Source organism: Vibrio navarrensis, from assembly GCF_015767675.1.
In the GTDB taxonomy this organism is placed as follows: Bacteria; Pseudomonadota; Gammaproteobacteria; order Enterobacterales; family Vibrionaceae; genus Vibrio.
This window is the reverse complement of sequence record NZ_CP065217.1, coordinates 3,116,928-3,130,874: the sequence shown is the minus strand read 5'-3', so window position 1 is coordinate 3,130,874 and position 13,947 is coordinate 3,116,928. Positions and strand designations below refer to the sequence as shown.

Annotated in this window: 7 protein-coding genes and 1 riboswitch; of the genes, 3 read left to right on the top strand and 4 right to left on the bottom strand. The window is 51.6% G+C overall.

All coding sequences use genetic code 11. The features are described 5' to 3' along the window. Positions 1 to 726 carry a 1-acylglycerol-3-phosphate O-acyltransferase gene (locus I3X05_RS14715; RefSeq protein ID WP_039430642.1) on the top strand — a complete coding sequence of 242 codons (726 nt, stop codon included), beginning with the start codon at positions 1 to 3 and terminating at the stop codon, positions 724 to 726. 181 nt (positions 727 to 907) lie between these two features. Here the strand turns inward: I3X05_RS14715 and I3X05_RS14710 are convergent, their stop codons facing one another. Further along, positions 908 to 2,245 carry a cation:proton antiporter gene (locus I3X05_RS14710; protein ID WP_045571703.1) on the bottom strand — a complete coding sequence of 446 codons (1,338 nt, stop codon included), beginning with the start codon at positions 2,243 to 2,245 and terminating at the stop codon, positions 908 to 910. A 190-nt stretch (positions 2,246 to 2,435) separates the two neighbouring features. Here I3X05_RS14710 and metH point away from each other — a divergent pair, with 190 nt between their 5' ends. After that, entirely contained in the window at positions 2,436 to 6,116 is a 3,681-nt protein-coding gene (metH, locus tag I3X05_RS14705; RefSeq protein ID WP_045571702.1) for a methionine synthase, read from the top strand. A 63-nt stretch (positions 6,117 to 6,179) separates the two neighbouring features. Here the strand turns inward: metH and lysC are convergent, their stop codons facing one another. Next, a complete protein-coding gene (gene lysC, locus I3X05_RS14700; RefSeq protein ID WP_045571701.1) occupies positions 6,180 to 7,535 on the bottom strand; it encodes a lysine-sensitive aspartokinase 3 in 1,356 nt (451 codons plus the stop codon). A 120-nt stretch (positions 7,536 to 7,655) separates the two neighbouring features. After that, positions 7,656 to 7,834, bottom strand: a riboswitch (Lysine riboswitch). A 211-nt stretch (positions 7,835 to 8,045) separates the two neighbouring features. Here lysC and I3X05_RS14695 point away from each other — a divergent pair. Further along, complete coding sequence (locus I3X05_RS14695) at positions 8,046 to 9,167, top strand: pyridoxal-phosphate-dependent aminotransferase family protein (RefSeq protein ID WP_337970836.1); 1,122 nt, start codon at positions 8,046 to 8,048, stop codon at positions 9,165 to 9,167. A 58-nt stretch (positions 9,168 to 9,225) separates the two neighbouring features. On the opposite strand, the gene I3X05_RS14690 is transcribed toward I3X05_RS14695, so the two are convergent. Continuing rightward, a complete protein-coding gene (locus I3X05_RS14690) occupies positions 9,226 to 10,998 on the bottom strand; it encodes a PglL family O-oligosaccharyltransferase (protein WP_337970835.1) in 1,773 nt (590 codons plus the stop codon). A 68-nt stretch (positions 10,999 to 11,066) separates the two neighbouring features. Continuing rightward, positions 11,067 to 13,889, bottom strand: coding sequence for an excinuclease ABC subunit UvrA (uvrA, locus tag I3X05_RS14685; protein WP_045571698.1), 2,823 nt, complete (start codon positions 13,887 to 13,889; stop codon positions 11,067 to 11,069). Positions 13,890 to 13,947: the final 58 nt, after the last annotated feature.

The following is a 13,947-nucleotide window of genomic DNA, read 5'->3' as shown; positions in this document are numbered from 1 at the left end:
ATGATTGCCCTTTTACGTATCTTGGCAACAGCGCTATTTGCGATTGTGATGTTTGTCTTCGGCTGCGGCTACTGCTTACTTAGCCCGCGTAATCCGAAGCATGTTTTTACCTTTGGCCGCCTGTTTGCCAAAATGGCGTCGGTGTATGGCATCAAACTGGAACTGCGCATCCCAGAGGACGCTTACCAGCGTGGTCAGCACATTTATATTGCTAACCACCAGAACAACTGGGACTTGTTTACCGTTTCAACCGCTGTGACCCCGAAGGTGGTGACCGTCGGCAAGAAAAGCCTCGTTTGGATTCCGTTTTTCGGTCAATTGTACTGGTTAACTGGCAATATCTTGATTGACCGCGCGAACCGCACTAAAGCGAAAGGCACCATAGACCAAGTGGTGGCCAGCATGAAAGCCTCTGACGTCTCTGTGTGGATGTTCCCTGAAGGTACCCGTTCGCGTGGCCGTGGCCTGCTGCCGTTCAAAACGGGGGCATTTCACGCCGCGATTGGTGCTGGTGTGCCTATCATTCCTATCGTCTGTAGCTCAACCGATCACCTTAAACTGAACCGTTGTAACAATGGTCATGTGATTGTCGAAATGTTGCCTCCGATCAGCACCGAAGGATACGCTAAAGAGAACCTGCGCGAACTGGCGCAACTGTGTCACGAGCAAATGAAAGAGAAACTCGAGAGCCTAGATGCGGAAGTGAAGCAGCGCAACGCCAAGTAGAGATAATTATCAGGGCCAGTTTTGTACCTAGCGGTTGAGTTTAACAATAGACAACATGACTAAGCGCGTAGAAGAACAATCTGCGTGGTGATCTTCTCGTTGACTGGCTGAGCGTTGATTTTGCTTGGTATAGAAAAGGAGGCAAATTTGCCTCCTTTTAAACCGGGTTTAACCTTGTCGGTTACGGGTGCTGAGATTGAGCGTTTTCACCTGTAGCGAGGTCTTTTTCCGCTTGTTTACTTTCGTAGTCGGCTTCAGCTTTTTTGGCTTTCTCAATCATAGGGGTAATGGTTGAGCCTTGGATGAGAATGGAGAACACCACGACCGCGTAGGTCATAACCAGAATAAACTCTTTGACGTCAATCAGCTTATCTTCAATTACCCAAATGCCGCTAGGAATCGACAGCGCCATGGCCAGCGCTAGGCCGCCGCGTAAGCCGCCCCAGGTTAAAATACGAATTGACCAAGGGTTGTAGCTGCGAAAACGCTTAAAACCAATGTATGAGATAAAGACGCTCAAATAACGTGCGACCAATACCAAAGGTACCGCAATCGCCATCATGATCCAGTCTTCCTGATGGAACTTAAACAGCAACATTGACATGCCGATCAGCAGGAATAGTACCCCGTTTAAGAATTCGTCCACCAGCTCCCAGAAGTGATCCAAGTGATCTTCACTCTCCTTAGAAAAGCCGATGAATCGCGTCCAGTTGCCCATCATGATGCCTGAAACCACCATCGCCAGTGGACCAGAAACGTGGATCACTTCAGCAAACGCATAGCCTGCGGTGGGCACACCGATGGTGAGCAAGAGCTCCATCGAGTGGTCATCGGTCGCGCAGATCAGGTAGTGAAACAGCAGACCCAAAGCGAAGCCATAGACAATGCCCCCAATCGCTTCTTGGATAAACAGCATGGTCACGCTGCCGACAGTGGGGGCTTCGCTACCGAAAGCGATGGTGAACAGCGTCACGAAAATCACCAGACCAAAGCCGTCGTTAAACAGCGATTCGCCTTCAATTTGGGTTGAAATGCGTTTTGGCGCATGCAATTTTTTCACGATGGCCAGCACCGCGATAGGGTCGGTTGGGGAAATCAGAGCGCCAAAGAGTAAGCAGTAAATCAGGTCAAACTGGATGCCGATCAACTGGCAACTACCATACAGAACAAAACCAATGAAGAAGGTAGAAAACAGAGTTGCGCCTAAAGCCAGTACGGTAATTTCCCATTTCTGATCTTTGAGGTTGGGAAGCTTAATGCCCAGCCCGCCGGCAAACAGAAGGAAACCGAGGATCCCTTTGAGAAGAAAATCTTCAAAGTCGATACTCGATACCGTTTGAGTGGCGATCTCGGTGAGATGAAACCAATTATTTTGACCCGCGATGAGGATAAGGAGTGACAGCACCATAGAACCCGCCGTGATGGCGATGGTGGTCTGCATTTTGCCGATTTTGCTGTTAACGAACGCAATCAGCATTGCTGCCGCAGACAAAAAGCAGAGAGTGTAGTAGACCGACATGAGCTTCTCTTTGTAACAAATTATGAACGAAATTTTCTTTCTTCACTGCACAAATAGCAAACATTTTTTGCTAATTCTTTTATCAATCGGCTAGGCGCATCAAATAGGCGTAATTAGAATTTTTAGACGTCTAGACTCCTGAAGATTGTGTGATAGGATGTCCTAATAATGAAAGGAATGAGGCGTTATCGTGGGAAGTAATATTAGAGAGCAGATTGAAGCGCAACTAAAGCAACGTATCTTATTGATTGATGGTGGTATGGGAACCATGATCCAAGGTTACAAGTTGCAAGAGCAAGACTATCGTGGTGAGCGTTTCGCAAATTGGCACTGTGATCTCAAAGGCAACAATGACTTGCTGGTGTTAACCCAGCCTCAGTTGATCAAAGAAATTCACTGCGCTTACTTGGAAGCGGGTGCCGATATTCTCGAAACCAACACTTTTAACGCCACCACCATTGCCATGGCGGACTACGAAATGGAAAGCTTAAGCGAAGAAATTAACTTCGCTGCAGCTAAACTGGCTCGTGAAGTGGCGGACGAGTGGACCGCTAAAAATCCGCAAAAACCACGCTATGTGGCTGGGGTGCTCGGTCCAACCAACCGTACTTGTTCTATTTCTCCCGATGTGAACGATCCGGGCTACCGCAATGTCACTTTTGATGCTTTGGTGCAAGCGTATTCGGAATCGACTCGTGCGCTGATCCGTGGCGGATCCGATCTCATTCTGATTGAAACCATTTTTGATACCTTGAATGCGAAAGCGTGCGCGTTTGCCGTCGATTCCGTGTTCGAGGAACTTGGCATCAGCTTACCTGTGATGATCTCCGGCACCATTACCGATGCTTCCGGGCGCACACTCTCTGGGCAAACGACCGAAGCCTTCTACAACGCGTTGCGCCATGTGAGACCTATCTCGTTTGGTTTGAACTGCGCTTTAGGCCCTGACGAACTGCGTCCGTATGTTGAAGAGCTATCACGTATCTCAGAAACGTACGTCTCTACCCACCCGAATGCGGGTTTGCCAAACGCGTTTGGTGAATACGATCTCTCGCCGCAGGAGATGGCGGTGCACGTCAAAGAGTGGGCTCAAAGCGGTTTTATCAACCTCGTTGGTGGCTGCTGTGGTACCACGCCAGAACACATTCGCCATATGGCGCTGGCGGTTGAAGGGGTCGCGCCGCGTGTCTTGCCAGACATTCCGGTGGCGTGTCGTCTCTCCGGGCTAGAGCCTCTGACGATAGCGAAAGATACCTTGTTTGTTAACGTCGGTGAACGCACCAACGTAACCGGCTCTGCGCGCTTTAAGCGTTTGATTAAAGAAGAGCTTTACGATGAAGCCTTGGATGTGGCCCGCGAGCAGGTAGAAAACGGTGCGCAGATTATTGACATCAACATGGATGAAGGCATGTTGGATGCCGAGGCGTGTATGGTGCGTTTTCTCAACTTGTGTGCGTCCGAGCCAGAAATTTCCAAAGTGCCGGTGATGGTGGATTCGTCGAAGTGGGAAGTGATTGAAGCGGGCCTGAAATGCATTCAAGGCAAAGGCATCGTCAACTCGATTTCCCTCAAAGAGGGTAAGGCCAAGTTTGTTGAGCAGGCCAAACTGATCCGCCGTTATGGCGCGGCAGTGATTGTCATGGCGTTTGACGAGGTGGGCCAAGCTGACACGCGCGAGCGCAAACTGGAGATCTGTACCAAGGCTTATCGAATTCTGGTCGACGAAGTCGGCTTTCCACCAGAAGATGTGATCTTCGACCCGAATATTTTTGCCATCGCGACCGGCATTGATGAGCATAATAACTATGCGGTTGACTTTATTAATGCGGTGGCGGACATCAAACGCGATCTGCCGCATGCGATGATTTCTGGCGGGGTGTCGAACGTTTCTTTCTCTTTCCGCGGCAATAACTATGTGCGCGAAGCGATTCATGCGGTGTTCCTCTACCACTGTTTCAAAAACGGCATGGACATGGGGATCGTCAACGCCGGGCAGCTCGAAATTTACGATAACGTGCCTGAGAAGCTGCGCGAAGCGGTCGAAGATGTGGTGCTGAATCGCCGTGAAGATGGCACTGAACGCTTGTTGGAAATCGCCGAAGCGTATCGTGAAAATGCCGTGGGCAAAGTGGAAGATGCCTCAGCGCTGGAATGGCGTACTTGGCCTGTGGCTAAACGGCTTGAACACGCGCTGGTGAAGGGCATTACTGAGTTTATCGTCGAAGACACCGAAGAAGCGAGGCTGAACGCGTCTAAGCCACTGGAAGTGATTGAAGGGCCGTTGATGGATGGCATGAACGTGGTCGGTGACCTGTTTGGTGAAGGCAAGATGTTCCTCCCTCAGGTGGTGAAATCGGCGCGGGTGATGAAGCAGGCGGTGGCCCACTTAGAGCCGTTTATTAACGCATCTAAGCAGTCCGGTTCAACCAACGGCAAGATTTTGCTCGCCACGGTGAAAGGCGACGTGCACGATATCGGCAAGAATATTGTTGGCGTCGTTTTGCAATGTAACAACTACGAAATCATAGACTTAGGCGTCATGGTGCCGTGTGAGCAGATCCTCAAAGTGGCTAAAGAAAAGCAGGTCGACATCATTGGCCTCTCAGGCCTTATTACCCCGTCTTTGGATGAAATGGTGCATGTGGCCAAAGAGATGGAGCGGCAGGGCTTTGATTTGCCACTGCTGATCGGCGGTGCGACCACCTCCAAAGCGCACACCGCAGTCAAAATTGAGCAGAACTATTCTCATCCCGTGGTGTACGTCAATAATGCTTCGCGTGCGGTTGGGGTGTGTACTTCGCTGCTGTCTGACGAACTGCGTCCGGCGTTTGTCGAACGCTTGCAGGCCGATTATGAGTTGGTGCGCGATCAGCACAACCGTAAGAAACCGAGAAGTAAACCAGTCACCTTGGCAGAAGCACGCGCCAACAAAGCGGCGATCGACTGGCAGAGCTACACGCCGCCAGCACCGGCTAAGCCGGGTGTGCATGTGTTTGCCGATTTTGACGTGGCGGTTTTGCGTCAGTATATCGACTGGACCCCATTCTTTATGACGTGGTCGCTGGTGGGCAAATACCCGACCATTTTCGACCACGAAGAGGTCGGTGAAGAGGCGCAGCGCTTGTTCAAAGATGCCAATGATTGGCTGGATAAAATTGAGCAAGAAGGGCTGATGAAAGCCAGTGGCATGTGTGCGCTCTTCCCAGCCGCCAGCATTGGTGACGATATTGAGGTGTATAGCGACGAATCGCGTAGCCAAGTGGTCAAAGTGCTGCACAATTTAAGACAGCAAACCGAGAAGCCGAAAGGCGCCAACTACTGTTTGTCGGATTACGTTGCGCCGAAAGCTTCAGGCAAAAAGGATTGGATTGGTGCATTTGCGGTCACTGGCGGCATCAATGAGCGTGAGTTGGCTGATGAGTTCAAAGCTCAGGGCGATGATTACAACGCGATCATGATTCAGGCGGTGGCGGATCGACTGGCAGAAGCCTTTGCCGAATATCTGCATGAGAAAGTACGGCAAGAAATTTGGGGCTATGCGCCGGATGAAAAGTTATCCAATGAAGAATTGATCCGCGAGAAATACCAAGGTATTCGTCCAGCACCCGGTTATCCTGCGTGTCCGGAGCACACGGAAAAAGGCGCATTATGGGAACTGCTCAATGTCGAGCAAACGATCGGTATGTCACTGACCAGCAGCTATGCAATGTGGCCGGGGGCATCCGTGTCGGGCTGGTATTTCTCTCATCCAGAATCACGCTACTTTGCGATCGCACAGATCCAGCAAGATCAGGTAGAAGACTACGCGCAGCGCAAAGGCTGGGATCTACTCGAAGCGGAAAAATGGCTGGGGCCGAATATCAACGGTTAAACCACACACTTTCGACCGAAAAAAAGGGTTGCCACGAGGCAACCCTTTTTACATTGGTGAGCATTAGTTGTGCTGCTCAAACAGATCTTGGTGCAGCTTTTGAATCACTTTCTTCGAGTCGTGCGCATCGACGAGGAAACACAGGTTGTGATCGCTCGCTCCGTAACAGATCATGCGCAGGTTGAAATCGCCCAGTGTGCTGAAGACCTCTTTGGCGTAACCTTTGGTTTCCATGTGGTTACCGATTAAGGCGACCAGACATAGGTTATGTTCAACTTCCACGTTGCACAGCTCTTCGAGCTCGCTACGAACCGCTTGAGGCAACTCAGGCGCACCGCCCGAGGTGTCGGTTTTATCCAGCGTGAGCGAAACACTGATTTCTGAAGTGGTGATCAGATCGACGGAAATTTTGTGCTTTGCCAAAATCTCAAATACTTTGGCGAGGAAACCGTAGGCGTGGAACATCTTGGCGCTACGCAGCGTCACCATGGTTTGGTTGCAGCGCAGGGCTAAGGCACGAAACAGCGGTGAGCTCTGTGCTTCATGACGAATCCAAGTACCGCCCTTCTCGGGCTCTTTGGACGAGCCAACAAACACCGGAATATCATGACGCAGCGCCGGAACCAGCGTCGAAGGATGAAGGATCTTCGCGCCGAAGTTCGCCATTTCTGACGCTTCAGCAAAACTGATTTCAGGGATCGGAGCCGCTTTGGGCGCGATGCGCGGATCGGTGGTGTAGATGCCCGGGACGTCGGTCCAGATCTCAAGACCCGTCGCTTTTAATCCTTCAGCAATCAGCGCGGCGCTGTAGTCGCTTCCCCCACGGCCAAGCGTGGTGGTGTTGCCATCAAGGTCAGAGCCAATAAAGCCTTGTGTCACGACGATAAAATCACGGCACAGCGGCAACAGTTTTTCTTGGGCGAGCAGGGCAATTTGCGTTACATCCGGTTCTGCGCGGCCAAAGTTGCTATCGGTGCGCAGTACGTCGCGGATATCAAAACGTACCGTATTCAAACCGCGCTCTTTCATCAATTGAGTGAGAATGTGCGTTGACATCAGCTCACCGCAGGCGACCAAGTGGTCGGTCAGTTTGGTGCTGGCTTGAATGGAAGCGGCTTCGGCTAAGCTGGTCACGGTATCAAGCAGAGCGTACACTTCGGCGGCGGTTTCGCTGGCGTCTTGCAACTGATTGAGAATCGCATCGTGGATCTCTGCCAGTTGGCTGAGGATTTGGTTGCGTCGCTCTTGCGCTTGTACACCGTTGGCCAGTTCAACCAATAAGTTGGTCACCCCAGAACAGGCGCTGCTCACTACCAGACGCGTGTCTGGATTGTTTTCGACCACGGCGGCACTGCGGCTCATCGCCTCAAAGTTGGCCACACTGGTTCCACCAAATTTCGCTACATTTAATGCGCTCACGGCATTTCTCCCACGACTTCTAAAAAATAACTATCGTTGGTAACCCAACATCCGATGTTTGTTTGGTGAGGAAAGGGGATAGAGCAATTGAAAGAGGTCAGTTTGAATAATCAGAGAATGTCCCTCAGAAGCTCTTCATCAGACGGTGCTGATGACAGTTGATGGGACTCAACCCAAGCCAACCGACAGATCAATTCCAGCAACCTTGATCTACCTCGGCACTGCTCCCCCTGAGTATTTCGTATCGGAGTTGCGGCTCCACGAAACACCTGCCTGGGCAGTGCTCCTCTTCTGCATAAAGCTCAAACATTGAACGTTTTTCGCCACTTAATGTCAACGGCTATTTCAGGCAGGAGTGAAAGTTTTTATTAACAAAACTGTGACACTGGTTAGACCTGTAAGACAGTCGGCTAATTGCCGTGGCGGAAATATTGCTTTAGTGTGGAAAGCTCAGCTTTCAATACTAATCTAAGTCCATAACAACCCTTTCACGCTTAGCAAGGAGCCGCTATGACGATACAAAGTTTTCATCCACCACGTCGAATTCTTATGGGGCCTGGGCCATCGGACATCTCTCCGCAGGTGTTACAGGCGTTAAGTCGCCCGACGGTCGGCCACTTAGACCCACTTTTTATCGCCATGATGGACGAGCTAAAACAGCTACTCAAATACGCTTTCCAAACGGAAAATGAGTTCACCATCGCGGTATCGGCGCCTGGCAGTGCGGGTATGGAAGCTTGCTTCGTCAACCTGATTGAGCCCGGCGATAAAGTGATTGTTTGTCGTAATGGCGTGTTTGGTGAGCGGATGCGGGAAAACGTGATTCGCGCTGGTGGCGAAGTGGTGCTGGTGGACGATGAATGGGGTCGCCCCGTTTCAGTTGAGAAGGTAAAACAAGCGCTTGTGGAGCATCCAGACAGCAAGATCCTCGCCTTTGTGCACGCCGAAACCTCAACCGGTGCGATGAGCGATGCCGAGGCGCTCGGTAAACTAGCCAAAGCGCATGGGTTGTTAACCATTGCCGATACCGTGACGTCACTCGGTGGCGTGCCGCTCAAAGTGGATGAGTGGCAGCTGGATGCGGTCTATTCTGGCAGCCAGAAGTGCCTCTCTTGCGTACCGGGATTGTCGCCATTGACCTTCTCAAAAGCCGCGATTGAAAAAATTCAAGCGCGCACCACGCCGATTCAAAGCTGGTTTTTGGATCAAAGCTTAGTACTCGGCTATTGGAGCGGCGCAGGCAAGCGCAGCTATCACCACACGGCGCCAGTCAATAGCCTCTATTCACTGCATGAAGCGCTACTGATGCTGAAAAATGAAGGGTTGGAGAATGCGTGGGCACGGCACAGAGCGATGCACGACAAACTGAAAACCGGGCTGGAGAAACTCGGCTTTCGCTTTGTCGTAGATGAGGCTCACCGTCTGCCGCAGCTCAACGCCATCTATGTACCGGAAGGCATTGATGAAGCGAAAGTACGCTCGCATCTGCTCGAAACCTATAACTTAGAAATCGGCGCAGGTTTAGGGGCGTTGGCGGGCAAAGCATGGCGCATTGGTTTGATGGGCTATGGGGCGCGAGAAGAAAACGTTGCACTCTGCCTTCGCGCATTAGAAGAGTCGTTGGCGCTGTAACAACGCTCGGGCGTTGTAAATAAAAAAGCGAAGCGTGGATGCGCTTCGCTTGATGCCTTTATTGGCCCGCAGAAACCGTGGCCGAGCGTGCACTCGAGGGCGGTTGATACTGCACTTGAGTAAAGTCGTGCTTGGGAAAGAGAAACTCCGCTTCGGCGCGCACTTGTTCGGCCTTACTAAGATCCCCCAATCCTTGGTAAGCGAGGATCAGATTGGAGTAAAATGCCGGGCGCGGCTTGCTCTGGATGATCTCCAACGACCAGTCTATATATGGTTGGATTAACGCCGCATCTTGAGTGGCTAAGCCAATGTTGAGATAGGTGCTGTACACATCCCAATCGAAGCGATCTTTCCACACCACAGGATTGGTCACTTGCTTGAGCCGATCTGGGTCAAGTGGTCGTGTGGTTTCAAATTGGGTCAGGACATAGTTGGTGTGCAGGGCGCTCAACATATAAAACGCCGTGAGGATCGGCACCACCAAGCTCATCACTCGTAAGACGGTTTTGCTGATAACACTAAAAGAGACCGACTTCATCCGCGTCGCGCGCTGATCAATCCAGTAGAGCAAAATGATGAAGGTTAGCCAGTGTATCGCTGAATGGTAGAAGGGATACTCCAGTTGACTGTGCAGCACAATGGGCACAAACAGCGCGAACACCGCCAAACGTGTGCCTTTCTTGGTGTTCATAATGCGGTTAAGCACTAATAAGGCCGCCAGCAAAATCCCAATCAGCGGGATGATTCCCCCCTCGACGCCCCAATAAAGCAGCTCATTGTGCGGGTGATCCATGGCTGGTAAGCCAGCGGGATAATTGTGATTAAGCAAGTGCTGCCTTGCGGTATACAAGGTGTATGCGGATTCAAAGTTGCCGTAGCCGTAACCGGTAAACGGTTTTTCTATCAGCATATCCAGTGTTTGCGGAAAGGTGTATTCGCGCGCTGAGTCGAGATTGGCTTTGCGTGCAGCGAGGCTGTCACCATCGGGATTGACGTTATTGAGCATCGCACTGGCCAACACCAACCCAGCAATGACGGCGATGAGCCAACCCCAAAAGCGAATTTTTGTGCCAAAGCGGTAGAGGTAAGGGAGCAGCAGCAACACGCCTAATAACGCCGCTAACCACCCAGTGCGAGACGCCAGCACTACAATCAGTGGTACGGTGAAGAGCGGCACAAGGTAGAGCAAGGTTATCTCGCTCAAATGCTTGTTGTATTTGTGTGGTTGTCTTGCCAGCAAATAGCCCGAGATCACCAACCCTGTCGCAAGAAAGCTGGCCATCACATTCGGTTGCTGGAAGATGCCGTAAGGGCGATTGGAGAGCGTGTCGTAGCCCATCCAGTTGTCCGCTTTGAGCCACAGATACTGGTAGTAACCCAGACAAGCTTCAATCACCACCGCCAGCACCACCAGCCACAGCAGTCTCTGCTTATGTTTATTACTAAAGCTGAACTGTTGCAGCAGGATAAAAAACGCCACCCCCGCCCACAAACCCAGCATGCGTCCGAGCGAGAGTTCGTAATTGGTCCCGGAATAAAACAGCGGGATAGAGAGGATTACGCAACTGACCAGTAAGCCGATGGTCAACTTGGAATAGCGCAGCGCCTGATTGCCGGCGAGATGGTAGCAGCCGATACCGAAGGCGACCGAAAAGGCTATCCAAGTGGTTGGATTAAACGACAGCGCCAACCCAGAACCACCGGGATTGGGCATAAAAAAGTGCATCGCCACCAGAAACACTGCCGCCATCGCCGCGAGAAACTTTCTGTTCAACGGAATACGGGCGGGTGGCTGGTCGAGCTGAGTTCCACTTACATGTATGGTTGCCATAAACGTTTTCTGTAATTGTAAACAATGAAACCAGCACGCAGCTGGTTTCATCACTTTACCTGTTTTTTCTAGTTCAACATAGGCTTAAGGAAGCGCGCAGTGTGCGAACCTTCGACCAAGGCCACATCTTCCGGCGTGCCTTGGGCAATGATCTCGCCGCCGCCTTGTCCGCCCTCAGGACCAAGGTCGATGATCCAGTCAGCGGTTTTAATCACATCCAAGTTGTGCTCAATTACCACCACCGTATTGCCGTGATCGCGCAGGCGATGCAAAACCGTAAGCAATTGTTGGATATCGTGAAAATGCAGACCCGTGGTCGGTTCATCCAAAATATACAAGGTCTTACCGGTGTCGCGTTTGGACAGTTCACGCGCCAGTTTCACCCGCTGCGCTTCACCGCCGGAGAGCGTAGTCGCCGCTTGACCAAGGCGAATGTAGGAGAGGCCGACATCCATCAAGGTTTGCAATTTACGCGCAATCACCGGAACGGGTTCAAAGAACTCGCGTGCGTCTTCGACCGTCATTTCTAGCACTTCGTCAATCGATTTGCCTTTATAGCGCACTTCCAGTGTTTCGCGGTTATACCGTTTGCCTTTACACACATCACACGGCACGTACACATCGGGTAAAAAGTGCATCTCGACTTTGATCACGCCATCGCCCTGACAGGCTTCACAGCGACCGCCACGTACGTTGAAACTAAAGCGCCCGGGCTTGTAACCCCGTGAACGAGACTCTTGCGTACCCGAGAACAGCTCGCGGATCGGGGTAAAAATGCCCGTATAAGTGGCCGGGTTCGAGCGCGGCGTGCGACCAATCGGGCTCTGGTCGATATCAATCACCTTATCAAAATGCTCCAGCCCTTTAATGCTTTTATACGGCGCGGGTTGAGCGGTGGTGGCGCCATTGAGTGCAGTGTGGGCGATTTTAAAGAAGGTATCGTTGATCAGTGTCGACTTGCCAGAACCGGATACGCCAGTGATGCAACTAAACAAACCCACGGGCACTGAGAGGTTGACGTTTTTCAGGTTGTTGCCACTCGCGCCGATCAACTCGACGGTTTTGTTCGCATCGTACGAGGTGCGTTCACGTGGTACGGCGATCTCTTTCACGCCGCTCAGGTATTGACCCGTCAGTGAATCTGGATTGGCGATGATCTCCTCAACGCTGCCCTCGGCGACGATCTGCCCGCCGTGTACCCCGGCTCCCGGACCGATGTCAATTACGTAGTCGGCCATGCGGATCGCATCCTCATCATGCTCAACCACTAAGACGGTGTTACCTAAATCGCGCAGGTGATTGAGCGTTTTCAGCAACCGTTCGTTGTCGCGCTGATGCAGACCGATGGAGGGCTCATCGAGCACGTACATCACCCCCACCAAACCTGCACCAATTTGGCTTGCCAAGCGGATGCGCTGCGCCTCACCGCCTGAGAGGGTTTCAGCGCTACGCGACAAGTTGAGATAATTGAGGCCGACATTGACCAAAAACTGCAAGCGGTCGTTGATCTCCTTCATCACTTTTTCCGCGATCTGCGCGCGTTGCCCTTCCAGCTTGAGGTTGGCAAAAAACGCCAATGCATCGGCGATGCTGAGTTCGACAATCTGCGGCAAGGTGGTGTCGTTGATGAACACGTTGCGCGCTTCTAAACGCAAGCGAGTACCACCACAACTGGCACACGGTTTGGTCGAAATGTATTTGACTAACTCTTCGCGCACCGAGTTGGATTCGGTATCGCGGTAGCGTCTCTCCAGAGTATTGAGAATACCTTCAAACGGGTGACGTTTAACGCGAATATCACCGCGATCATTGATGTATTTGAACTCCACTTCAGCACGGCCCGAGCCTTTGAGAATGATCTCTTGGATCTTTTTCGGCAAAGTGTTGAACGGCACATGTAGATCAAAACCATAATGTTCGGCCAGCGAAGTGAGCATCTGATAGTAGTAATAGTTTTTTTGATCCCAGCCGCGAATCGCGCCTTGTGCCAGACTGAGATTGGCATCTTGGATCACTCGGTCCGGATCAAAATATTGCTGCACTCCCAAACCGTCACAAGTGCCACAAGCGCCAGCCGGGTTGTTAAAAGAGAACAGGCGGGGCTCTAGCTCTTGCATGCTGTAACCACAGTGTGGACAGGCAAAGTTGGCCGAAAAGACGATCTCTTCGCCTTCACCTTCCATAGGAGCCACAACCACAATACCGCCGGAGAGCTCTAGTGCCGTTTCAAACGATTCTGCCAGACGCTGTTGCAGATCGGCGCGCACTTTAAAGCGATCGACGATCACTTCAATGGTGTGTTTCTTGTGTAGTTCGAGTGTGGGTGGATCGGACAAGTCGCACGTTTCGCCATCGATACGAGCGCGAATAAAGCCTTGCGCGGCGAGGTTTTCCAGCGTTTTCACGTGCTCGCCTTTGCGCTCTTTGACGATCGGTGCCAGCAACATCATTTTGCTGCCTTCGGGCATCTCCAGCACCTTGTCGACCATTTGACTCACGGTTTGCGCTGAAAGCGGCACTTTATGCTCAGGGCAGCGAGGTTCACCAACACGCGCGTACAACAGACGCAGGTAATCATACACTTCGGTGATGGTACCGACGGTGGAGCGCGGGTTATGCGAAGTGGATTTCTGCTCGATGGAGATCGCTGGCGAAAGCCCTTCGATGTGGTCCACATCCGGCTTTTCCATCAGAGATAAGAACTGGCGCGCGTAAGCCGAGAGCGATTCCACGTAACGTCGCTGCCCTTCGGCGTAGAGGGTATCAAACGCGAGGGACGACTTACCCGAACCGGATAAGCCAGTAATCACGATCAATTTGTCTCGGGGAATGGTGAGATTGATATTTTTTAGGTTATGAGTACGTGCTCCGCGAACTTCTATCTTGTCCATCTTCAAATGCTCTGTGAAATACCAAGTTGAGCAAGTATTACATAGTGTGAGAAATGTG

Coding starts and splice junctions, on each gene's coding strand:
- I3X05_RS14710 (WP_045571703.1), bottom strand. CDS start 2,245: ATGTCGGTCTACTACACTCTCTGCTTTTTGTCTGCGGCAGCAATGCTG.
- I3X05_RS14695 (WP_337970836.1), top strand. CDS start 8,046: ATGACGATACAAAGTTTTCATCCACCACGTCGAATTCTTATGGGGCCT.
- I3X05_RS14690 (WP_337970835.1), bottom strand. CDS start 10,998: ATGGCAACCATACATGTAAGTGGAACTCAGCTCGACCAGCCACCCGCC.
- uvrA (WP_045571698.1), bottom strand. CDS start 13,889: ATGGACAAGATAGAAGTTCGCGGAGCACGTACTCATAACCTAAAAAAT.
- I3X05_RS14715 (WP_039430642.1), top strand. CDS start 1: ATGATTGCCCTTTTACGTATCTTGGCAACAGCGCTATTTGCGATTGTG.